The organism is Streptomyces sp. NBC_00090 (genome assembly GCF_045160815.1).
Lineage (GTDB): Bacteria > Actinomycetota > Actinomycetes > Streptomycetales > Streptomycetaceae > Streptomyces.
On sequence record NZ_CP108224.1, the window covers coordinates 8711948 to 8732904 of the forward strand.

Annotated in this window: 19 protein-coding genes; 11 read left to right on the forward strand and 8 right to left on the reverse strand. The window is 72.6% G+C overall.

All coding sequences use genetic code 11. From position 1 onward, the window contains the following. From OG361_RS38390 to OG361_RS38400, 3 genes are read right to left on the reverse strand one after another with little or no spacing between them, the layout of a single operon-like run. Entirely contained in the window at positions 1-1041 is a 1041-nt protein-coding gene (locus tag OG361_RS38390; protein WP_405861154.1) for a 3-oxoacyl-ACP synthase III family protein, read from the reverse strand. 43 nt (positions 1042-1084) lie between these two features. After that, positions 1085-1489, reverse strand: coding sequence for an allene oxide cyclase barrel-like domain-containing protein (locus OG361_RS38395; RefSeq protein WP_405861156.1), 405 nt, complete (start codon positions 1487-1489; stop codon positions 1085-1087). A gap of 45 nt (positions 1490-1534) precedes the next feature. Then, positions 1535-4159, reverse strand: a complete 2625-nt coding sequence (locus tag OG361_RS38400) for a DUF6531 domain-containing protein (RefSeq protein ID WP_405861158.1) — start codon at positions 4157-4159, stop codon at positions 1535-1537. Between the two features lie 223 nt (positions 4160-4382). On the opposite strand from OG361_RS38400, the gene OG361_RS38405 reads away from it, so the two are divergent. Continuing rightward, positions 4383-7226: an AAA family ATPase gene (locus OG361_RS38405; RefSeq protein WP_405861160.1), complete on the forward strand. Its 2844-nt coding sequence runs from the start codon at positions 4383-4385 to the stop codon at positions 7224-7226. Here OG361_RS38405 and OG361_RS38410 read toward each other — a convergent pair. Genes OG361_RS38410 through OG361_RS38425 form a run of 4 tightly spaced genes read right to left on the reverse strand, consistent with a single transcriptional unit; the run spans position 7163 to position 10264 of the window. After that, on the reverse strand, positions 7163-7876 hold the full coding sequence (locus tag OG361_RS38410; protein ID WP_405861162.1) for a 4'-phosphopantetheinyl transferase: 714 nt from the start codon (positions 7874-7876) through the stop codon (positions 7163-7165). The two genes, OG361_RS38405 and OG361_RS38410, sit on opposite strands and share 64 nt — an antisense overlap. Continuing rightward, complete coding sequence (locus OG361_RS38415; RefSeq protein ID WP_405861164.1) at positions 7873-8727, reverse strand: metallophosphoesterase family protein; 855 nt, start codon at positions 8725-8727, stop codon at positions 7873-7875. Before OG361_RS38415 ends, OG361_RS38410 begins: the two co-directional genes overlap by 4 nt. Next, positions 8724-9485, reverse strand: a complete 762-nt coding sequence (locus tag OG361_RS38420) for a thioesterase II family protein (RefSeq protein ID WP_405861166.1) — start codon at positions 9483-9485, stop codon at positions 8724-8726. The genes OG361_RS38415 and OG361_RS38420 overlap by 4 nt, the downstream gene beginning before the upstream one ends. A gap of 2 nt (positions 9486-9487) precedes the next feature. Further along, on the reverse strand, positions 9488-10264 hold the full coding sequence (locus OG361_RS38425) for a BTAD domain-containing putative transcriptional regulator (RefSeq protein WP_405861168.1): 777 nt from the start codon (positions 10262-10264) through the stop codon (positions 9488-9490). Positions 10265-10472: 208 nt separating this feature from the next. On the opposite strand from OG361_RS38425, the gene OG361_RS38430 reads away from it, so the two are divergent. The 6 genes from OG361_RS38430 (at position 10473) to OG361_RS38455 (ending at position 16675) form a co-directional block, all read left to right on the forward strand. Continuing rightward, entirely contained in the window at positions 10473-10667 is a 195-nt protein-coding gene (locus OG361_RS38430) for a DUF6059 family protein (RefSeq protein ID WP_405861170.1), read from the forward strand. 108 nt (positions 10668-10775) lie between these two features. After that, positions 10776-11717, forward strand: a complete 942-nt coding sequence (locus OG361_RS38435; protein WP_405861172.1) for a hypothetical protein — start codon at positions 10776-10778, stop codon at positions 11715-11717. Then, complete coding sequence (locus OG361_RS38440) at positions 11705-12904, forward strand: sensor histidine kinase (RefSeq protein WP_405861174.1); 1200 nt, start codon at positions 11705-11707, stop codon at positions 12902-12904. The genes OG361_RS38435 and OG361_RS38440 overlap by 13 nt, the downstream gene beginning before the upstream one ends. Beyond that, complete coding sequence (locus tag OG361_RS38445; protein ID WP_405861175.1) at positions 12901-13560, forward strand: response regulator; 660 nt, start codon at positions 12901-12903, stop codon at positions 13558-13560. The genes OG361_RS38440 and OG361_RS38445 overlap by 4 nt, the downstream gene beginning before the upstream one ends. Positions 13561-13805: 245 nt before the next feature. Continuing rightward, a complete protein-coding gene (locus tag OG361_RS38450; protein ID WP_405861177.1) occupies positions 13806-15557 on the forward strand; it encodes a lysyl oxidase family protein in 1752 nt (583 codons plus the stop codon). 281 nt (positions 15558-15838) lie between these two features. Next, on the forward strand, positions 15839-16675 hold the full coding sequence (locus tag OG361_RS38455) for a RimK family alpha-L-glutamate ligase (protein ID WP_405861179.1): 837 nt from the start codon (positions 15839-15841) through the stop codon (positions 16673-16675). A gap of 37 nt (positions 16676-16712) precedes the next feature. Here the strand turns inward: OG361_RS38455 and OG361_RS38460 are convergent, their stop codons facing one another. Further along, positions 16713-17300: a hypothetical protein gene (locus OG361_RS38460; RefSeq protein ID WP_405861181.1), complete on the reverse strand. Its 588-nt coding sequence runs from the start codon at positions 17298-17300 to the stop codon at positions 16713-16715. Positions 17301-17993: 693 nt separating this feature from the next. Here OG361_RS38460 and OG361_RS38465 point away from each other — a divergent pair. From OG361_RS38465 to OG361_RS38480, 4 genes are all read left to right on the forward strand, one after another. Beyond that, a complete protein-coding gene (locus tag OG361_RS38465; RefSeq protein WP_405861183.1) occupies positions 17994-18263 on the forward strand; it encodes a hypothetical protein in 270 nt (89 codons plus the stop codon). Continuing rightward, complete coding sequence (locus OG361_RS38470) at positions 18260-18562, forward strand: hypothetical protein (RefSeq protein ID WP_405861185.1); 303 nt, start codon at positions 18260-18262, stop codon at positions 18560-18562. The genes OG361_RS38465 and OG361_RS38470 overlap by 4 nt, the downstream gene beginning before the upstream one ends. Beyond that, complete coding sequence (locus tag OG361_RS38475) at positions 18559-18990, forward strand: hypothetical protein (protein WP_405861187.1); 432 nt, start codon at positions 18559-18561, stop codon at positions 18988-18990. Before OG361_RS38470 ends, OG361_RS38475 begins: the two co-directional genes overlap by 4 nt. Positions 18991-19487: 497 nt before the next feature. Further along, positions 19488-20891, forward strand: a complete 1404-nt coding sequence (locus OG361_RS38480; RefSeq protein ID WP_405861189.1) for a sulfatase — start codon at positions 19488-19490, stop codon at positions 20889-20891. The last annotated feature ends 66 nt before the right edge of the window (positions 20892-20957 follow it).

Below are 20957 nucleotides of genomic sequence, written 5' to 3' on the forward strand. Positions count from 1 at the left end.
TCAGTTCCCCTCCAGAGCGAAGCCGGACTTGATCCACTTGCTGGACTCGATGGAGATGCCGACCGCCCGCCGCCCCGGCCCGAGCCGGCCGGCGAGGGCTCGCTCCAGCTGGAGGAAGACGATCGCGTTGCCGCTGTTGCCGGCCTCGTCCACGACCGAGACGTCCTCGGCGGCCGGCAGCGCCAGCCGCTTGGAGATCAGGCTCGTCATCCGGCCGGACAGCTGCGGCGGCAGCAGCAGGTCCACGTCGTGCGGCTGCCAGCCGGCTCCGGCCAGCAGTTCCGCCAGCACCTCCTCGGCCAGCACGGGGACGTGCTCCTCGATGGCCTTGTAGTCCTCCGTCGCGGCCGGCCGGTCCGGATCCCGGTCCCGGTCGGCCGGACCGAACCACTCCAGGACGGCCCCGGGCTCCCGGCCCAGGCCGACCAGGCGGGTGAAGAGACCCCGCACCCGGGCCGAGCCGGGACCCGGCTCGACGCCGAGGACCGCGGCCCCGGCCGCGTCGCCGAACAACACGTAGTTGACCAGCTCGGCGGGCGCGGTCTTCTTCAGGTCCACCGTCAGGTCGTAGAACCGGGCGATCACGTCCCCGCCGAGCACCAGCACCCGGCGGCCGTCGCCGCTCAGCAGGATCTGCCGGGCCACGTCGAGCGCCTGCACGGCCCCGGAGCAGCCGGACTGCAGCTGGAAGGAACGGACCTGGTCGATGCCCAGCCGGTCCGCGACGATGTTCACGGTGGCGGGCATCAGCCGGTCCGGGGTGGCCGTGCCCAGCACCACCGCGTCCACGTCCGAGGCCGTCAGGCCGGCCGCGTCCAGCGCGCGCCGGCCCGCCAGCTCGGCCAGGTCGGCCAGCGAACTCGTGAGCCGCCCGGACTCCAGGTCCAGCGCCAGATGGCGGGACCTGGTGCCGATGAACGCCTCGACCCACTGCTCCCACAGCGGATCCATGCCGAACCGCCGGGCCAGCGCGGCGTTGTCCACGGCGGGTCCCGGCAGCGCGGAGGCCGCCGAGAGGATGTGTACGTCCCGACCGGTCATCAGTGCCTACTCCTCGTACTCTCTCCCGGTGCGTGCCACGGGCTCAGTCGGACAGCAGGATCCGCGCCTCGGCGGACGCCCGGACGCCGGTCATCCGCCAGGTGCGGAAGCCGGTCAGGCCCGCGTAGCGGCCGCCGGTCCCGGTGGCCGGGTAGTGCACCCATTCGCTGGTGCGCACGTCGTTGAAGTCGGCCCAGCCCTCGGCGTGGATCGTGCCGTCGTCGAGGGTGATGTCCTCGGTGTAGTAGGTCAGCAGGCCGCCGTCGCCGGGACGGACGTACTCGATCCGGAACGAGCCGTGCGAGGTGCCGATCAGCTTGCCCGACTCGTCGAACAGCTCGTCGTCGAAGGTGCCGGTCTGCCCGACCTGCGGATCCGCCACCTCCACGTCGTCGACCACCTTGACGACGATCTCCTTGGGCACGCGGATCACGATCTGGTCTGCCATGGTGCGGTTCCTCTCGGTAGGGGGTGCGGCGGGTGTCGTGGAGGGTCACAGCGTCGGGGACGGAAGCGCCCCGGCGATCAGCGGCGGCCGGCCCGGAACGGCGCCCGGCCCGGTGAAGGCGTCGGCGCTCGCCCGCCCCGCGTCGCCGGGGGACGGGAGGAAGCCGGCGGGGGACGGGAAGAACACGTCCGTCGCGGGCTCGCCGGTCCGGGTCAGCACGGCCCAGAAGCTGCCGCGCGTCCAGGTCCCGGTGTTGAGGGGGTCGTTGTCGGCGAAGGTGTACGGCGCGTAGTGCCGGCCGGTCGGATCGGGCTGGGTGAAGCGGCCCCAGAACCCGTTGTAGAGGTGGTGGTCCAGGACATGGGCGCTGCGCAGCAGCTGGTACGCGCCCCGGTAGCGGAACGGATTGGCGGCCGCCGCCGCACCGGTGGCCGTGACCGCCCCGTGCGGGGTGTACCGGTACCGGGCGGCGAGCCCGCCCCGCTCGTCGAGGAGCGCCAGCACCGAGCCCTGATGATCCGTCACGGCCCAGTACCGGCGCCCGTCCGCGGCGAGGACGGCGAGCAGGGCGCCGTCCGGCGTGCGGACGAAGTCGGTGGGCGTCCCGTCGTCGGCCACACGGACCACGCCCAGATGGCTGTGGGTCAGGACATGCGTGACGGTGCGTCCGTCGACCGTGGTCTCGGTGATCCGCCGCGGAGTCTCGTGGCCGAGCCCGTCGTAGGCGATGTCCACCACCCGCTGCCCGCCGAACACCCCGGTCAGCGTCTGTCCGGTGGGGCTGTACGCGAAGGAGCCGGTGGGGTTCTCCTCCTCGGTGAAGTTGCCCGCCCCGTCGTACGCGAACGTGGTCTCGCCGAACCGGGTCACCTGGCCCGCGGAGTTGAGGGTGAACCGCACCTCGCCCAGGCGCACCAGGTGATTCGCCTCGTCGTACGCGTACTCCACCTCGCCCGCCCGCACCAGGCGCCCCAGCGTGTCGTAGCCGTAGCCGGTGAACTCCCCGTCGACCACGGTGTGCCGGAGGACGCCGGTGTCCGCGCCGCCGCCCGTGCTGTACCCGTATTCCACGGAGAGCAGGACCTCCCCGGCGGAGTCGCGCACCGTCAGCGAGGTGGGCCGGCCCGAGGCGTCGCGGCCGATCTCCTGGACGGCCGGGCCGAAGTCCACCGAGGTCAGCCGGCCGGCCGCGTCATGGGTCAGCACGGCCGTGCCGCCCGCCGGGGTGGTGACGGAGGCGGGGCGGCCGGCGGCGTCGTGCGCGTAGCGGGTCGTGCCGCCGGGCGTGGTGAGCGAGACCGGCAGGCCCTCGGCGTCGTACCCGGCGCGTATCTCCTCCGTGCCTTCGTCGTCGGTCCGGACGGCCCCGCTCAGCCGCGACCCGCCCGCGGTGCGGACCCAGTCGAAGGAGTACGACCAGCCCGGGCCGGACTTGCGGACCGGCCGGCCCAGACCGTCGTGGCTCAGCGCGAGCAGCGTCTCCCCGCTGTCCTCGTCGCTGACGCCGGCCGGGCGCCCCAGGGCGTCATGGTGCCGCCCGAGGGTGCGGCCGTCGCCGGAGGTCACGGCCGTGATCCGGGACAGCGCGTCGTAGCGGACCACGGTGCCGCCCAGCGGCTGGGGCGGCACGACCTGCGTGAGGTTGCCCGCAGCGTCGTGGCGGAAGGCGGTGGTGGCCCCGTTGCCGTCGGTGAACTCCGTGATCCTGCCGTGTTCGGGGTGGTACGCCCGGGAGTCGAGCGGCGCCGCGCGGCCTGCGACCCGGGTGCCCACCACCCGGCCCGCAGCGTCCCGTTCGAGCAGCAGCTCGTGGCCGGCCGGGCTCCGCAGCGTGCTGGGCAGGCCGGGGTGGGCGGGATCGTCGTACGCCGCCGAGAACTCCCCGGACGTCGGGAGCCGCAGCGCGACGGGGCGGCCCTGTTCGTCGTAGCGGCGCAGCAGCGTGCCGCCCGCGGCGTCGGTCGAGCGGGTGGGCCGGCCAGCGCCGTCCCACTCCTGGCGGACGATACGGCCCAAAGCGTCGGTGACCGCGGTCGGCCGCCCGGCCGCGTCGAAGGCGTACACGGTTCGCCCGCCGGTCGGGCCGGTCACGGTGGTGCGCCCCGGGGCGTACCCGAAGCCGATCCGCACCGGGCCGTCCGGACCGGCCCAGCCCACCCGGGCGATCCGGCCGTCACCGGTGTGGCCGAGCTCCACCGGACCGTCGTGCGGCGGCGTGATCCGGGTCAGGCGGCCCGCGTCGTCCCAGGCGTACTCGGTGACGGCGCCGCTCGCGTCCTCGTCGCGGACCAGCCGGCCCGCCGCGTCGTAGCCGAACGCGGCGACCTGGGCGCCCGAGGGATCGAGCAGTTTGGTGAACCGGCCCTCGCCGTCCCGGTGCAGCGTGGTGACCCGGCCCTGGGAGTCGGTGAAGCCCCAGGGGTCGCCGCCGGTCCCGGCGGTCGCGCCCCCGGCCGAGACGGACCAGCCCGGGCCGAACCCCTCGTCGGCCGTGGAGCCGCCGCGGAACTCGCGGATCAGCCGCAGATGGCGGCCGGTCCCGGCGATCACCAGGTCGAGCCGGCGCAGCAGCGGCTGCCCGGACGCCAGGTCGACGAGCAGTTCCGTCCGGTCCCCGATCGGCACACGGCGTACGGCGCGGTCGGCGACGGGCTCCCCAAGCGTGGGCACGGGCGACTCCTCAGGCGGGATGTCGGAGAGCCGGCGCGGCAGGACGCCGCCCGGCGGGAGCCAGGCTCACTCCGGGCTCTAAAGCTCGCCTAAGGCCGGGCGCGGCGTGGCCGGATCGGCACCATGAACCTTCTGTTACAGGCGACTTGGCAGAGAGAACCGTCTCCTAGGCTGTGTCCGGGTCGATTTCGATTCCGGGCCGCCGCTGGGAAGGAGACGCACCGTGACCACCACCATCACCGCCGTCGGAAACCCCCCGCCCGCCACGATTCGCACCACCGAACTCGCCTGTCTGGAAAGGCTCCTGGACGCAGCAAGGGAAGGACGGTCCGCGGTGGCCGAGATCGCCGCGGACCCGGGCAGCGGCAAGTCCCGGCTGCTCACCGCCCTGACCCGGCAGGCCGAGCGCCGTGGCGTCCGGGTACTGCGCAGCCGCTGCGCGGAGGCCGAGTCGGGCGTCGCCCACGGCCCCTTCGTCCATGCCTTCTCCACCTGGCAGGACCAGGACGCCACCGGCGCGGCCACGCCGCCGACGGCCGCGCTGCTGAGCCTGCTCGCCCAAGGACCGGGACCCGAGGCCCGCCGCGGAACAGGCGGCCGCGGCTACTACGCCGAGGTGCGCCGGCTGATCGGCGCGAGCCTGGCCACCGCCCCCGGCGGGCTGCTGCTCATCCTCGACGACTACCACTGGGCGGACCCGGGCACCGCCGAACTCCTCGGCACCCTGATCCACTCGCCGGCCGCCGGCGGCCTGGCCGTCGCGGTCGCCCACCGGCCCCGCCAGATCCCCGCCGCCGTCCGCGCACCCCTGCACGAAGGCGTCGAGCAGGGGCTCGTCGACCTCGTCGACCTGCCCGCCCTGGACCTGGCGCAGAGCGCCGCCGTGCTGCGCACCGCGCCCGACGCCCCCGGCCTGGCGCGGCTGCGGGAACGCGCCGGGGGAGTCCCGCTGTACCTGCTCGCCCTCGCCGAGGAGGAGCAGCAGGCCACCGGAGCCGGAGCCGGGACGGTTCCCGCGGCGAGCGGGTTCGCGGTGCACCTGCACGCCGAACTCGAACCGCTCGACGAGTCCTCCCTGACCGTCGTCCGAGCGGCGGCCGTCCTCGGCGACACCTTCACCGTCGACACCGTGGCCGAGGTCGCCGCGGTGAGCCGGGCCCGCAGCTGCGCGATCCTGGGCGAGCTGCGCCGTCGCGACCTGGTGCGGCCCACCAGCCAATCCGGACTGCTGACCTTCCGTCACCCCCTGTTGGGCCGGGGCCTGTACGAGACGACCGATGGCTGCTGGCGGGCGGGCGCACACGGCCGGGCCCTGACGTGCCTGCGCGCGCTGGGCGCCCCTGCCACCGAACTGGCCCCGCACATCGAGCAGGCCGGCTCCGGGATCGGCGACGCCGACCGGCGCGACCTCGGCACGGCTGCTCGCTTCGCCCTCCACCTGAGCCGGCCGGCCGCCGCAGCGCACTGGCTGACGGTCGCGATCCGGCTCGACCGCGCCGCGCACGCCGCGGACGGCGGAGGAAGGGGCCACGAGGACGGACCCGGCGGCGCACCGGCCACCGCGGAGGCCGACGAACCCGTCACCGAGGAGCTGTGGCGGTCGGTCGTCCAGCACCTCGCCGCGGCCGGCGACGCGGACCGGGTCGTCCGGCTGGTCCGGGAGATCCTGGCAGGCCCCGCCGCCCGGACCGGTGTGGACCGGGCCGGCACCGTGGCCTACCTGTCCGCCGTCCTCGCCGCCCTCGGCCGGGACGAGGACGCCCAGGGCCTGATCGCCGCGGAACTCTCCGCCGAACCCGGACCCGCCCCGGAGGCGGCGGCCCTGCTCCAGCTGCGCCGGCACGTCTGCAAGGTGCTGGCAGGGCAGGTGCCCGCCCGCGCCGATGTCGAGCGGCTGGTCCGCGTCACGGCGGGCGCGGGTCCCGTCGCCGAGGCCGGCGCGCTCACGCTGCGCGGGCTGTGCGCGGTCGTCGCGGGCGACACCTGCGCCGCCGAATGGGCGCTGGTGGCCGCCGCCCAGACCATCGACGAACTGGACGACAGCGGCCCGGCCGACGAACCGGAGAGCACCCTGCTGCTCCTGCTGAGCTGGGCCGAGGCCCTCATGGGCTGGTACGGCCCGGCGCACGGCCACGCGGAGCGCGCGCTGTCCGCCGTACGGGCCAGGGGCGACGCCCATCTGCTCGCGCCGCTCCTGGACACCCTCGGCTACGTCCACTACCAGTCCGGCCGCATGCCGGACGCGCTGACGGCGGCGCAGGAGTGCCGGGACGTGGCCACGGCGGCCGGCCGCAGCGACCACGTCGGCCTCTCGGACGCCATCACGGAGGCGGCCTGGGCGCAGCTGGGCCGCCGCAACCCCTCGGCGCGGCTCACCCGTCCGGTGGCCGGGGACCCGCTGGAATCCCCGCGGACGCCGCTCAACGCACTGCTCCAGGCCGAGGCCCACCTCGCGGCCGGCGACGGCGAGGCCGCGTTCGCGCTGCTGCTGCCGCGCCGGGAGGCCTGGCGGGTCTCCGAACCGGTCGCGGTGCTCGCCGCCCGCGGCTACGAGCTGCTCGCGGCGGCCGCCGTCACGGCGGGTCTTGAGACGGTCGGGATGTCCGCGGAGGTCGTCGACGAGTGGGCGGCCCACTCGGCGGACGCGGCCGCCGCCGTGGGGATAGCCGAGCAGCGCGGGCACGCGCTGATGGCCCGCGGCCACGCGCTGCTGAGCAGACGGCAGAACGGCGAGGCGGCCCGGGTGTACGCGGAGGCCGTGGACCTGCTCGGCGCGGAAAGCCCGGCCGGAGCCCGGGCCCGGGAGCTGGCGCGGGAGCTCGACCGGCCTGCTCGCGTCGCCTCCGCGCGCGAGGCGGACACGGGACCGGAGGGGGCGTTCGCGGACCTCACCCTGCGGGAGAAGGAGGTCGCGGCGCTCGCCGGGGAGGGCTGCAAGACCAAGGAGATCGCCCAGCGCCTGACCGTGAGCCCGCGCACCGTCGACGCCCATCTGACCCGGATCTACAGCAAGTTGGGAGTGAACTCGCGGGCCGAGCTGGCCCGGCTGATGGCGCTGGCCGGCTGAGGGAGCGCGATCGCGGTCGCCAGCAGGCCGTGCTGTGCCGCCCAGCGGCCGTGGAAGGCACGCAGCTCCCGGCCACCGACGAGCGGGCCGGGCACCAGCAGGTCGGCCCGGAAGGTCCCGCGCCAGGGGTCGAACCGCAGGTGGGCCTCGTGGAAGTCGAGGACTCGCGCGGTCAGCGGGAACCAGGCCTTGTACACGGACTCCTTGGCGCTGAACAGGAGCCGGTCCCAGTGGATGTGCGGGCGCAGCGCGGCGAGTTCGCGGACCCGGACCCGCTCGCGCGGCAGCGAGACGGTGTCCAGCATGCCGTGCGGCAGCGGCTCGTCGGGCTCCGCGTCCACACCGAGGGCCGCGGCCTCGTGGGAGCGGGCCACCACGGCCGCGCGGTAGCCCCGGCAGTGCGTCATGCTGCCCACCACGCCGTCCGGCCAGCCCGGCGCTCCGCGCTCGCCGGGCAGCAACGGACGGTACGGCACGCCGAGTTCACCCAGCGCCCGGGCGGCGCAGTGGCGCACGGACGTGAACTCGCGGCGTCGTGACGGGACCGCTCGCGCGATCACCGCCTCCTCTGCCGGGTGCAGCCGGGCCTCGGGCGGATCGCCGTACACCTCGGCGGACGACGCCCAGGACGGCAGCAGATCGCGTATCACGCTCGCTCCTTCGGAAGGCCGGGGCGGCCCGTCAGGATCAGCCGGGGGCCGGGCGGACGGTCGCCGCGGCGGCGCCATTCGCGCGGGTAGCCCATCGACACCTCCTCGAACCGGACTCCGTCGTGCCAGGTCGTCCGGGGGATGTGGAGATGGCCGTAGACCACCGCCGTGGCACGGAACCGCAGGTGCCAGTCGGCCGTCGCCTCGGTCCCGCACCACAGGGCGAAGTCGGGATGGCGCAGCACCCGGGTCGGTTCGCGGACCAGGGGGAAGTGGTTCACCAGCACGGTGCGGACGTCGGGTCCCAGGGCGGCGAGCCGCCTCTCGGTCACGGCCAGCCGGGCCCGGCACCAGGCGGCGGCATCCGGGTACGGCTCCGGGTGGATCAGGCTCTCGTCGGCGCACACCACACCGCGCTCGGCGGCCAGGTCCAGGGCCTCCCGGGCGGTCCGCACGCCGGGTTGCCGGAACGAGTAGTCGTACAGCAGGAACAGCGGAACCACCGTCACCGGACCGCCGGGCCCCTGCCAGACCGGGTACGGGTCCTCCGGCGTGACGACGCCGAGCGCGCGGCACGTGTCGACCAGGCGCTCATAGCGGGCCGGGCCCCGCAGGGTCGCCGGATCGCGTGGGTGCGACCACAGCTCGTGGTTGCCGGGTGCCCAGACGACCTTGGCGAACCGCCGGCTGAGCAGCCGCAGGGCGGCCTCGACGTCGGACAGGATCTCGCCGACGTCCCCGGCCAGCAGCAGCCAGTCGTCCTCGTGCCGGGGCCGCAGGGCGTCGAGGGCGGCGCCGTTCTCTCCGTAGGCCACGTGCAGATCGCTGAGGGCCAGCAGGCTGCCGCTCATGCGCGCAGCGGCAGCGGGCCGGCGGCCAGACCGGTGACCGCGTCGGCGACGTCGGCCAGGTGATCGGTGAGGAAGAAGTGCCCACCGGGGAAGACCCGCAGGGCGAACGGGCCGGTGGTATGCGCACCCCAGGCCGCCACCTCGTCCGGCGCGGCCTCGGTGTCGCGGTCCCCGGTGAGCCCGACCACGGGGCAGGACAACGGGGGAGCGTGCGTCGGGAGGTACCCGGCCAGCGCCCCGTAGTCGGCGCGCAGCACCGGCAGGACCAGGTCCCGCATCTCCGGGTCGTCGAGCAGACCGGGACCGGTGCCGCCCAGGGCGCGCACCTTCGCCAGCAGGGCCCGGTCGTCGCCCAGCCGGTCGGCTCCGGTGCGGTGCCGGGACGGCGCCGGACGGCCGGAGACCAGCAAGGCGGACGGGCCGCCGCCGGCGCGCCCGAGACGGACGGCCACCTCGTACGCGAGCGACGCCCCCATGCTGTGGCCCAGGAAGAGCCGGGGGCGGGCGCCCGGTCGGGGCAGCACGGCCGCGATCCGGTCGGCCAGGAGGTGGAGGTCGCCGACCGGCTCCTCGCGGTGCCGCTCCTGGCGTCCCGGGTACTGCACGGCCACCACCTCGACGGCCGGCGTCAGCAGCCGGGACAGGGCGAACCAGTAGGCCGCCGAGCCGCCCGCGTGCGGGAAGCACACCAGTTCGGCCGAGGCGTCGGGGGACGGGTGGAACCGTCGCAGCCAGGTGTCCTGTTCCTGTCGGGCCATGGTCAGCCCGCCATCGGAAGGTCGAGGAGCCGGTCGGAGGTCAGGATCGCCTGGTGCAGACGGCGCAGCGACCGGCAGGGCTCCAGGCCCAGTTCGGACCGCAGGACCTGCTGCGCCGAGCGGTACACACGCAGCGCCTCGGCCTGCCGGTCCGAGCGGTACAGCACGAGCATGAGCTGTCGGTAGAAGGACTCGCGCAGCGGGTACTGGGTGATCAGCCCGGTCAGCAGGCTGATCACCTCCCGGTGCCGGCCGAGCGCGGTACGCGCCTCGACCGACAGCTCCAGGCAGTCCAGCCGCTCCTCCTCCACCCACGTGGCGAAGGCGGAGAGCGCCGGGCCCTCGGCGGTCCCGTCCAGCACGGGGCCGCGGACGAGCAGCAGCGCGCTCTCGAATGCCGCGAGGGCCGCCTCGTACCGACCCGCGTGCTGGTGGGCCCGTCCGGTGCGCATCAGTTCCTGGAAGTCGTCGACGTCGTAGCCCGCGCCGTCCAGGTGCAGGACGTACCCGGACGGCTTGGTGACGATGGCCCGGCCTTCGCGGTCCCCCGCGGCGGCGAGGAACTTGCGCAGCTGGGACAGGTAGACGTGGACCGCGGCCGAGGCCCGCCGGGGCGGGGCGGTGCTCCAGAGCTCGGCGACGAGCTGCTCCTTGGTGGTGACGCGCCCGGCGGTCATGAGCAGCGTGGCCAGCGTCATCTCCATCTTGGGAGCACTCAGGGAGTGGTGGGCGCCGGCGTCGTCCGAGACGAGCAGTGGACCCAGTAGTTCATAGCGCATTGATGCCCCCGAGTCGTGGCGTGAACAGGCTTGCGTATCCCTGGGCTTCACTCTCCGTGGCCGGAAGGTGTCCACGCATCGGGGAAAGTACGTACGTAGGGCGAATGGCCGAAATCACGCGCTACGCAGCGGCAGTCCGAACGGCCTTGACCACCGCTCCGAGCTGCTGCTTTGGAACGGCTTTGGCGGTCTGCCGCAAGCTCTGTCCATGCCGCCGTACATGTCGCGCTGTCTGAAAGCGCTGGGCAACTGGCTCATCGCCGCAGGCCAGTTGTGGATACCCCCGCCGCCGCCCCCACCGCTGGAGGACCCTCCGCCCGGCCACCCCGAGCGCCTCGCGGACGGCATCCCCCTGACCGACCTCGAACGCAGCCTCCGTGAGGAACTGCCCAGCTGGCCGTGACAGGGGCCGGGGAAATGCCATCGAGTGGAGCTCTCTCTGTCTCAGGTCGTACGGCATCGAGACTCCGGACAGACGCGCTCACGGTGCTGCGGCAGCCACGGTGGTCGCATGACGAACGAAAGCACGACGACGCCCGCGGCCGTGTCCGGGCCCGTACCAGTGGCCGTGAGCGCCTTGAGCGCCGCCGCTACTCTCGCGGCCTGCGCTGTCCAGCCGTACCTGCCCGGCGGGCGGGACTACATCAGTTCCCTGGGCATCGTCCCGGACTGGGCGCCTTGGGCCGCCGGCGTACTGGGACTGGCCGCGGCGCTCGCCATCTCGCGTGGGGTGGGGCGGCGGCCGGTGGTGGCTGTGGGCTGGATCGCGTCCGTGCTGCTGCTGTGGGCTGCGGTCGGTGTCGTCTTCGACGGCTTCCGTGCCTTCTTCTGGGCCACCGGTATCCCTGCCGGTGACTTCGCGCAGGTCGACTGGCCCGGGTTCCTGACACGAGCGGTGGCGTTCGTCGCGGCCGTGGCGCTGGCAAGGACCGTACTGGCGTACCAAAGACTGACGGGGGCCGGCTGCGACAGGTGCGGCCGTAGGGCCGACGCGGTGGCGTGGCAGGCAGCCTGGCCGGGATACGCGGCCTGCGCGCTGGCGTGCGTGTATCCGGCGGTGAAGTCCTACTGGTGGCTGGGCGGTGGGTTCGGCCGTTCCGCGGACTTCAAGGAGACCGGTGCCCCGGTCATGTCGCTGCTGCTGCTGGCCGGGAGCGTGCTGCTCGCTCTGGCGCTTGTACGGCCGTGGGGCCGCGGGCTCCCTCGATGGATGCCGCTGCTCGCCGGATGGAGCCTGGCCTCCGTGCACATCCTGCAAGGTCTGATCCCGGTCTTCGCCGGCGTCAACCGTATGCTCGGCGGACCCGAGCTGCCGTTCGGGTCCGAGGACGACAACTTCCTTGTCATCATGGCTGTGTACGGCAGCTGGTCCTTGTTCGGCCTCTCACTCGCCGGGGCCGTCCTCTCGTACGGGCACCGCACCAGGACGGAGTGCGCACAGTGCGGTTACTGACACCACGTCCCGCTCCGAGGGACATCCTGCTCGCGGCCGCCGTCGCGGTGCCGGTCGGCGCCTGGTCTCTGACACTGCTGTGGCTGGCGGTACCGAGGAGCAGACTGCTGCCGTTCGCGGTCGCGGTACTCATCGGACACGGCGCCCTGGCCTGGCGGCGCGTCGCGCCGGCGCTTTCGTTCGCCGTGGTCACCTGCGCGGGCACCGCGCAACTCGCCGGAGCCGGAGGGCTGCCACTGCTGCCCTCGCTGGTGGTGTTCCCGATCGCGCTGTACGCATACACGGTCCATGGCGGAGACCGGTCCCGGCTCGTCGCCCTGGCCGTCGGCGCGACGGCAGCTGTCACGGCCGGGGTCTGGGCCGCCGCCGGAGGACCCGGACGGATGCCTGTCCCGGCGGCGTACTTGATCGGCCTGCTCCTGGCCGTGGTAGCGGTCGCCGTCAGCCTCGGTGCGTACCGTCGTATGCAACTGGCCTATGTGGAAGAACTGTTGGCCCGCACCGCACGTGCCGAGGCCGACCGCGAGGAACGGGCCCGAAGCGCCGTGCTGAGCGAACGGGCGCGTGTTTCGAGGGAGATGCACGACGTCATCGCCCACTCCCTGTCGGTGATCGTCAGCCAGGCCCGGGGAGGCCGCTACGCGGCGCGCACCAGGCCCGAGCGCGCCGCCGAGGTGCTCGGCCGGATCGAGGAGACCGGACGGCAGGCACTGACCGACATGCGAGGGCTGCTCGGGGTACTGCGCTCCGATACTCCCGAGGCCACCGAGGGCTGGGATCCGCAACCCGGGCTCGCGGAACTGCCGGTGCTCCTTGACCGGGTCAGAGCCGCGGGGCTGACAGTGGATCACACGGTGAGCGGGGAGCCGTACCCGATGAGCGCGGCGGCCGGGCTGGTCGTGCACCGGCTGGTTCAGGAGGCTCTGACGAACACCTTGAAGCATGCGGGGCGCGACGCCCGGGCCCGGATACGGTTCGACTGGTCGGACGGGGCGCTCGTGGTCGAGGTCAGCGACAACGGGCACGGACCCGGCGTGAGTGACGGGGCGGGACAGGGGCTGATCGGGATGCGCGAGCGGATGGCGGTGGTCGGTGGCACGGTGCACACCGGTCCGGCGGGCGAGGACGGCTGCGGCTATCTGGTCCGGGCACGGCTGCCGCGGCAAACGGGAGGAGAGACGCGATGACGATCCGGGTGGTCTTCGTCGACGACCAGGTGATGGTGCGGGACGGCTTCGTCATGGTGGTCGAGTCGCAGGACGACATGGAAGTCGTCGGCGAGGCGGGTGACGGCGCCGAGGCACTGGATCTGCTCGCCGGCCGCCGTGCCGACATCGTGCTGATGGACGTACGCATGCCGCGACTCGACGGGGTGGAGGCGACCCGACGGCTGTTGGCCCACCCCGACGCGCCGAAGGTGATCGTCCTGACCACCTTCGACCTCGACGAGCACGCCTTCGCCGCACTCCAGGCCGGGGCGAGCGGCTTTCTGGTGAAGGATGCGCCGGCGGAGGACCTGCTCGCGGCGATCCGTACCGTGCACCGCGGCGATGCGGTGATCGCCCCCTCCACCACGCGCCGCCTGCTCGACCACGTCGCCGCCGACCTCCCGGGGCGACACGGCGCGGCGGACCCGGTCGCGTCGCTCACGGACCGGGAGCGCGATGTGCTGCTGCTGATCGCGCGCGGCGCCTCCAACGCGACGATCGCCCGACAACTGTTCCTCTCCGAGGGGACGGTGAAGACACACGTCGGACGCATCCTGGCCAAGCTGGGGCTGCGCGATCGGGTACAGGCGGTGATCTACGCCTACGAACACCGCCTGATCCGGATCGGTTCCTGACCGAGCGCGGTACCGGCTGCGGTGCGCCGACGGTGGCAACAGTCTGTTTCCACCACAGCAGCACTATCCGGCCAACGTCCCGACGAATTCGACTCTCCGAGACAACCGGGCATCCGGTCCCCTCATCTCACCGCACGGGCGCAGCGAGTGCCTCTCACCGCGCCGGCCGGACGGTAGTCCTGTCCCGCCCGCCCGGTGGCCCGCTGTCCGCTTCCTTCTCACAGCATCCGGAGAACGAGGGAACGATGACCACTACGCGCACCAATCGGCTGCGGCGTCCGCTGCTCGCCGGTACCACGGCCGTCGCCGCCATGGCGGTGACGGTCGGCTTCATGGCCGCCACGCCGGAGCAGGCGAAGGCCGCGCCGGGGCCCAAACTGAGTCTCATCGCGGCGACCGACTCGGTCACGCTCACCTCGTGGAAGGAGGAGCCGGGCGTCTACCTGGACCTGGGCACCTACCTGACCGCGGAGGGAACACCGCTGGAGCTCAAGGTGACCCGGAAGTCCTACAAGGACCCCGTGGTCATCACCCAGACCGTGTACGAGGGCGGCAAGGCCAAGGCCAAGGCCCTGCCGCAGGGCACCGTGAAGGACTTCTCCGGGCTCCCCGGGTTCGCGGAGATCACGGTCACCGACAACACGGGCAAGAAGGTCGTCAGCCGGACGGAGAGCTTCTGTCCGAACAACGCCAGCGGACGGGTCCGACCCGACGCGCCCTCCACCTCGAAGTATCCGGAGAGCTGCCCCACCAACCCCTTCACCCTCGGTTCCGTGTGGGGCGTCGAGAAGGGGTGGGCCGCCAACACCTACGGCGGTTCGTACACCCAGCCGGTGAAGCTGCCCGCCGGCACGTACACGGCGAAGATCGGGGTCGCCAAGAAGTACCGGGACCTCTTCGGAATCGCCGACAGGCCCGCGACGGTGAAGGTCACCGTCCAGGAGCGCAGTTGGGAGGAGGGCGCGGGCGCCGGCGCCGCCCGGGCCACCGCCGGGGGGCACGCCGGGCACGGCGCCGCCCACCAGGCTCCGACCGGTCACGCCGGTCACGGGCCGGCGCACGCTCCGAAGCCCGCTCAGGCCGGCGCGCCGGAGACCAGCGGCGCGGGCCCCTCGTACAACGTGGGCCACGGTCCGCTGAAGGCCGCGCCGCCGGCACTGCCGTGGGCGCTGAAGAAGCAGCAGGCCGCGCGCGCCGACATGCGGGCCGCCGGTGACACCACCGGACAGACCGACGGCTCGCGCCAGGCGCCCGCGCTCACACCGCCGGCCAAGCGGCCCACCGGCGCGGCCTCCGTCCCGAACGTCCCCAAGCCCGACCTGCGGTCGCTGCCGGCCTACGGCATCACCATCAGCGACGGTGGCCAGAACATCCCCGGCAAGGACTACCTGGCGTTCAGCGCCAACGTGTGGAACGCCGGTCCGGCCCAGCTCGTGGTGGACGGCTTCCGCTCGCCGGGGAAAGCCAAGATGGACGCCTACCAGTACTTCTACGACGCCAACGGCAAGCAGGTCGGATACACCCCGACGGGCACCATGGAGTGGGACCCGCGTCCCGGCCACGTGCACTGGCACTTCACCGACTTCGCCAGCTACCGGCTTCTGAAGGCTGACCAGAAGGAAGCGGTTCGCAGCGGCAAGGAGGCCTTCTGCCTGGCCAACACCGACGCCGTCGACTACACGGTGAAGAACGCCAACTGGCACCCGTTCAACACCGACCTGGCCACCGCCTGCGGCCAGGAGAACTCCATCTCCGTCCGCGAGGTGCTGGACGTCGGCTCCGGCGACACCTACACCCAGGACCTGCCGGGACAGTCGTTCGACATCACGGACGTGCCCAACGGCACCTACTACATCCAGGTGCTGGCCAACCCGGCCAAGCGGCTGAAGGAGACCAACCTCGACAACAACAGCGCCCTGCGGAAGATCGTCCTCGGTGGCACGCCCGGCAAGCGGACCGTGACCGTTCCCGCGCACGACCTCGTGAACGCGAACTGATCACACGCCGTCGGTCGAGAGGCGCCTGACGGGCAGAAGTCCAGGTCAGGCGCCTCTAATTGTGCACCTGGAAGAAGCCGCCCGGCCCGCGCCGCGGCAGAAGGCGGCGGACGCTCGCCCTATCATCTGCCGTAACCGGCAGGCAGAGGGCACCGGTGAGCGAGGGGACGGGCATGTCGTCGGTGAACGAAGCACGTGCTTGGCTACTGCTGTGCCCTGGGCTCAGCCGGGGCACGGAGGGTGCTGCCGGCAGTAACCCGGGTCCGGTCACGTCGTCACTCATGGCCTCCTTCGCCGCGGAGCTCGGGCACCAGGCCGCGGTTGTCCACAGCAGCCAGCTGGTACTCGGCGTGGAAGGCGGACGGCTCACACTTGCCGACACCAGCGGGCGACCCGTCCCTGCGCCCGCTGTGGCCTACGCCCGCCTGTCGACGCCTCACCTGTCACCCGACAGAGAAGTCACCTTGCTGCGGCACCTGGCCACGATGGGCACGCAGCTGATCAACCCCGCCGAGGCGGTCCTCGCGGCGGTGAACAAGTTCTGGCACCTGCAACAGCTCGCTGCCGCAGGCATCCCCGTCCCCGACACCCGCACCCACACCGACGCACCTCTGGAGGACGTACTCGATGTCGGTGTACCGCAGCCGTGCGTGGTGAAAGCCGTGCGCGGCCATCGTGGCCGACGGGTCTTCCTCGCCGCTGACGACAGGGGGCTGCGAGCTGTGGCGGGCAGTCTGGACGACCGGCACCCCTATCTCCTTCAGCGGTACGTCGCCCACTCCCACGGCCGGGACCTGCGCGTCATCGTGGTCGACCGCCGGGCCGTGGCCGCCGCCGTGCGCACAGCCGGTGACGACCGTCTCGTCTCCAACCTGGCGCAGGGCGGGACCCACACCGTCTGCACCGGCCGGTATCCGGACGCGGAGGCGCTGGCCGTCGAAGCGGCGAATGTCATCGGCCTTGGCGTCGCCGGCGTCGATCTCCTCTTCGAAGCCGACGGTTCCTTCACCGTGTGCGAGGTGAACTGCAATCCCACCTGGCGGCCCGACATGCTCGGTGTCGCCGAAGCCATCGCCGTCGCCTGCCGCAGCCGTCTCGAAGCAGCAGGGCCCGACTGAGGGTGGGAGCAGCCGGACGGCGCACGGCGAGAGCGTGTCAGCGTCGCAGGGCCGTTCGGAGCGTGAGTCCGTGGTTGCGCCGCAGCCGGTACAGCTCCCAGTACGACAGGGCCGTCACCGTGACGGGGGCGCCGAGGATGAAGATTATCCGGACACCCGCCGGGACCTGGGCGTAGGTTTCGGTGATCACATCCAGGAGGGCCATCTCCCACACCAGGACGCCGGCGAGGATCGGCGGTAGCACTTCGTGGATGTCGGCGGTGCGGAACACGTGCACCAATGACAGTCCGATGCCGTAGAGCGCGAAGCCGATCGACCACAGGCACAGCACGACGATGACGATCCTGCCGGGAAGCCCCACGGCGTCCCGTAGTCCCGCCAACTCCGGGGCCATGGCGAGGGCGGAGGTGCCCATGGACGCCATGATGGCCAGTACCGAGCCGAGGGGGCGCAGGGCCCGGCGCAGGTACACCCGGCGCAGGCCGTCCCGTGCGGCCGCCACGAAGGCGCCGACCACTACGGGGAAGGTGCAGACGAGAACCAGCACACTGGACCAGCTCTGGTCGAGGCGTTCGCTCGCCACGCCCTGGACGTCGGCGCTCGCGATGGCGTTGTAGGTGAGCATCAAGCCCAACCAGGCGACGAGTCCCAGCCCGGTCCGCCACAACTGGAGCTTGCGGACCTCCCGATCGTTGACGATCTCGGGACGTGAGGGACGGAAGGTCCGCTGGGCGGCGTACAGGGGGTTGTAGAGGCCACGCAGGATCTTCCGGGCCCGCGAGGGCTCGATGCGCGGAGGCGGGACCGGTGCGTAGATCGGCGGGTACGGGTATCCCGGTGGAGGGCCGGATTGTGCGTACGGGTACCCCGGCGGAGGGCCGGACTGCGTGTACGGGTACCCCGGCGGAGGGCCGGACTGCGCGTACGGATATCCCCGAGGCGGACCGGGGTGGGCGTTCGGGTGTCCCCGCGGGGGGACCGGAGGAGCGTGGGGGTGTCCCTGCGGTGGGTACGCGCCGCTGCTGCCCGCCGGGTCACCGTACTCACCGCTGCCGTAACCGCTCATGCCATGTACCCCCGATGTCCTGCACGTTCGAACCCAGGCATCCTAGGTCCTGGACGACCGGCGGTGGGTCGCCGGCCAGGGATCGTTCCCCGGAGACCGGCAGCTTCATGCGAAGGCTCGTAGTCAGGCACCGGCCCGGGCCTCGGTGTCGACCCCCACACCCTCGACGAGGTCACCACCGCCGCAGAATGGATCGCGTTCTGACCCTGTCCAGGCCGAGAGCGCACCACCGGTGAAACGGCGAGGCAGATCATGGCAGTTCGCCAGGTCGCGCATGTCCAGGTGGCGCCGGACCGAGCCGTCGAGTCCCTGCTCCACTTCAGCCCCGAGGTGGGGCAAGCGGTCGACGATGCTCTCGAAAGCGCGCCGACCTCACCTGTCGCCCAGTCCTTCGCGGCCTATCTGGGGGCGTTGGGCACGGAGCCGGGCGACGCCCTCGCCGCGCGGCGGCGGTTCGACCGGTACGCGGCCGGCGTGGCTCCCTGTACGCCTTGGAGGCGGGAGACACCGGCACCGCCTTGAGCATCTACGACGCCGCCCTGCACAACGACGCGTCGGCCGGTCTGGCCATGGAACTGCTGGATGCCGCAGCGCTGTTGTGGCGGATCAGACTCGGGGGAGGGGAGTCCGGCCCCCGCTTCGGGGCGCTGGCCGACGCGTGGGCTTCGCGAGCCGATCCCCCCTTCTACGCGTCCAACGACGTGCACGCCGTCATGTCCTACGTGGGTGCCGGGCGGCTCGGGGAGGCGGCGCGGCTGATCGCCGACCGACAGCGATGGCTTGCCCAGGGGGTCCGGACACCGTCACCAACCGGCGGATGACCGCGGACATCGGTCTGCCCGCGTGCGAAGCCCTGGTGGCGCACGGGCAAGGGAAGCACGCCACCGTCGTAGAGCTCCTGTGGCCGCTGCGCCGTAGGCTGCACGAGTTCGGAGGCAGTCATGCGCAGCGCGACGCGCTCCAGAAGACCCTGCTCGACTCCGCGCTCAGCTCTGGACGGCACGAACTGGCCCGTGTGCTCATCAGCGAGCGGATCGGGCTTCGGCCCGACAGCTCGTACAACTGGGCGGCTCGGGCTCGCCTCGCCGATGCCCTGGGCGCCGCCGCCCTGGCCGCCGTCGCTCGCGACCATGTGAGGGACGCGGCTGCGGCAGCGGCCGAAACCCTCCTGCCCTCGTCCCTTCGTTCAGACGCCTGCACACCATCCGGCGAAAGCCCTGCGTCTGGAGCCGGTCCCGTACCTCGGTGAATCCCGGGGCAGCAGCGGGGGGATCCGGCTCCAGGTGTCGCAGGGAGCCGGAGCGCGCTGCCGCCAGGTGCAGCCTGTCGTGGCCACGAAGATGATTCCGCCGTCGGGCCTGCGGTGGACGGTGGACCGGTCCGCGGATGGCCCGGATCTTGGTGCTGGCGCGGTCGCGGTGGGACACCAAGGCGTCCCCCATTTCATCTGCCGTACATGGAACCGCGGTTCCACTTCGCCTACCGTCGTGGCCATGGCAGCAGACATCCTCACTGCGCGCCGTCACGTCGACCACGGGCGCGCGGCGAGTGCCCTCTGTACGGTCGCCCAGACGCGCTGAACGCGTCCTTCTCCCTGCGGGATCTGCGGGATCTGCGGGATCACCACCTGGTGCCCTCGCCCGGATCCCGCCGCTCCCCCCTTTCTTCTCGCAACGCAGTCGGCGGTTCGGAGCCGCCCGCCTGTCGTGCCCCCGTACATCGACGTATTCAGGAGGATCGGACACCATGAGCGAGAACCGACGAACCCCGGTGAGCCGTCGCGGCTTCCTCGGCGGAGCAGCCGCCGTGGCCGCGGCCACCGCAGTGCCCGGCCTGGCACAGATCGCCGGGGCCGGCCCCGCCGCTGCCGCCGGCCGCCCGAACATCCTGCTGATCGTCACGGACGACCAGCCCAAGCACACCGAGTGGGCCCTGCCCAAGACCGTCGGCTGGCTCGCCGACCAGGGTGTGAGATTCACCAACGGCCACGTCACCACTCCGCTGTGCTCTCCCTCGCGCTCCAGCGTCTTCTCCGGCCGGTACGCCCACAACCATGGCGTGCGCAACAACAAGGCCTCGAACGAGCTCGACCAGAGCACCACCGTGCAGAAGTACCTCAAGCAGGCGGGCTACCGCACCGGCCTGTTCGGCAAGTACCTCAACTCCTGGACCCTGGCGGACAACCCGCCGCACTTCGAGGAGTTCGCCCTCCTTCAGCCCGGATACGTCGACGCCCAGTGGAACGTCAACGGCACCGTCCAGGCGATCAACGGCTACACCACGACCGTCATCAAGAACTGCACGCTGAACTTCCTCGACAAGGCCGCCGACGACCCCCGACCGTGGTTCGCCTATGTCACCCCGTACGCCTCCCACGGCCCGCGCACCCCCGAGGCGAAGTACGCCGACACCCCCGTCCCCGAATGGAACGGCCGGCCCTCCGTCCCCGAGGGAGACCGCAGCGACAAGCCGGGCTACATCAAGAACGCCACCGGCACCCTCGAGGACGGCCGGCGGATCCGCGCCGAGCAGCTGCGCACACTGCTCTCCGTCGACGACGCGGTGCAGGCCTTCAAGGACAAGCTCCAGGCCCTGGGACAGCTCGACAACACCCTGGTCATCTACATCGGCGACAACGGATTCAGCTGGGGCGACCACGGCTGGACGGCCAAGTCGGTGCCCTACCGGCCGGCCCACGAGGTGCCGTTCTACCTCTCCTGGCCGGCCGGCGGGCGCGGTGCGGGGATCTCGGACCACCGCATCGTCGCGAACATCGACATCGCGCCGACCATCCTCGACGCGGCGGGCATCACCCCGAGCGCCCCGCAGGACGGCAGGTCCCTGCTCTCCTCCCACAGCCGCGACCACCTGCTGGTGGAGTGGTGGAAGCAGGGCACCGGCACCGGCGGGGCCCCGACGTGGTCCTCGTACGTCGCCAAGGACAAGCAGTACACGGAGTACTACGACCTGACGACCGACGGGAACGGCACCGTGTCCGGCACCGGCCAGGTGAAGTTCCGCGAGTACTACGACCTGGCGAACGACCCGCACCAGCTGACCAACAAGCTGTACCAGGCAACTCCGGCCCAGGAACAGGCCCTCGGCATTCCCGCCCTGGCCGCCCAGCTCGCCGCCGACCGCGCGGCCTGACCCGGACCGCGGAACCGCCGGCCGGGCACCGTGCCTCGACGCACGGTGCCCGGCCATCCACCGTCC

Coding starts and splice junctions, on each gene's coding strand:
- OG361_RS38455 (WP_405861179.1), top strand. CDS start 15,839: ATGGCCTCCTTCGCCGCGGAGCTCGGGCACCAGGCCGCGGTTGTCCAC.
- OG361_RS38425 (WP_405861168.1), bottom strand. CDS start 10,264: ATGCGCTATGAACTACTGGGTCCACTGCTCGTCTCGGACGACGCCGGC.
- OG361_RS38390 (WP_405861154.1), bottom strand. CDS start 1,041: ATGACCGGTCGGGACGTACACATCCTCTCGGCGGCCTCCGCGCTGCCG.
- OG361_RS38415 (WP_405861164.1), bottom strand. CDS start 8,727: ATGAGCGGCAGCCTGCTGGCCCTCAGCGATCTGCACGTGGCCTACGGA.
- OG361_RS38395 (WP_405861156.1), bottom strand. CDS start 1,489: ATGGCAGACCAGATCGTGATCCGCGTGCCCAAGGAGATCGTCGTCAAG.
- OG361_RS38445 (WP_405861175.1), top strand. CDS start 12,901: ATGACGATCCGGGTGGTCTTCGTCGACGACCAGGTGATGGTGCGGGAC.
- OG361_RS38460 (WP_405861181.1), bottom strand. CDS start 17,300: ATGCTCACCTACAACGCCATCGCGAGCGCCGACGTCCAGGGCGTGGCG.
- OG361_RS38475 (WP_405861187.1), top strand. CDS start 18,559: ATGACCGCGGACATCGGTCTGCCCGCGTGCGAAGCCCTGGTGGCGCAC.
- OG361_RS38450 (WP_405861177.1), top strand. CDS start 13,806: ATGACCACTACGCGCACCAATCGGCTGCGGCGTCCGCTGCTCGCCGGT.
- OG361_RS38480 (WP_405861189.1), top strand. CDS start 19,488: ATGAGCGAGAACCGACGAACCCCGGTGAGCCGTCGCGGCTTCCTCGGC.
- OG361_RS38420 (WP_405861166.1), bottom strand. CDS start 9,485: ATGGCCCGACAGGAACAGGACACCTGGCTGCGACGGTTCCACCCGTCC.
- OG361_RS38430 (WP_405861170.1), top strand. CDS start 10,473: ATGCCGCCGTACATGTCGCGCTGTCTGAAAGCGCTGGGCAACTGGCTC.
- OG361_RS38435 (WP_405861172.1), top strand. CDS start 10,776: ATGACGAACGAAAGCACGACGACGCCCGCGGCCGTGTCCGGGCCCGTA.
- OG361_RS38465 (WP_405861183.1), top strand. CDS start 17,994: ATGGCAGTTCGCCAGGTCGCGCATGTCCAGGTGGCGCCGGACCGAGCC.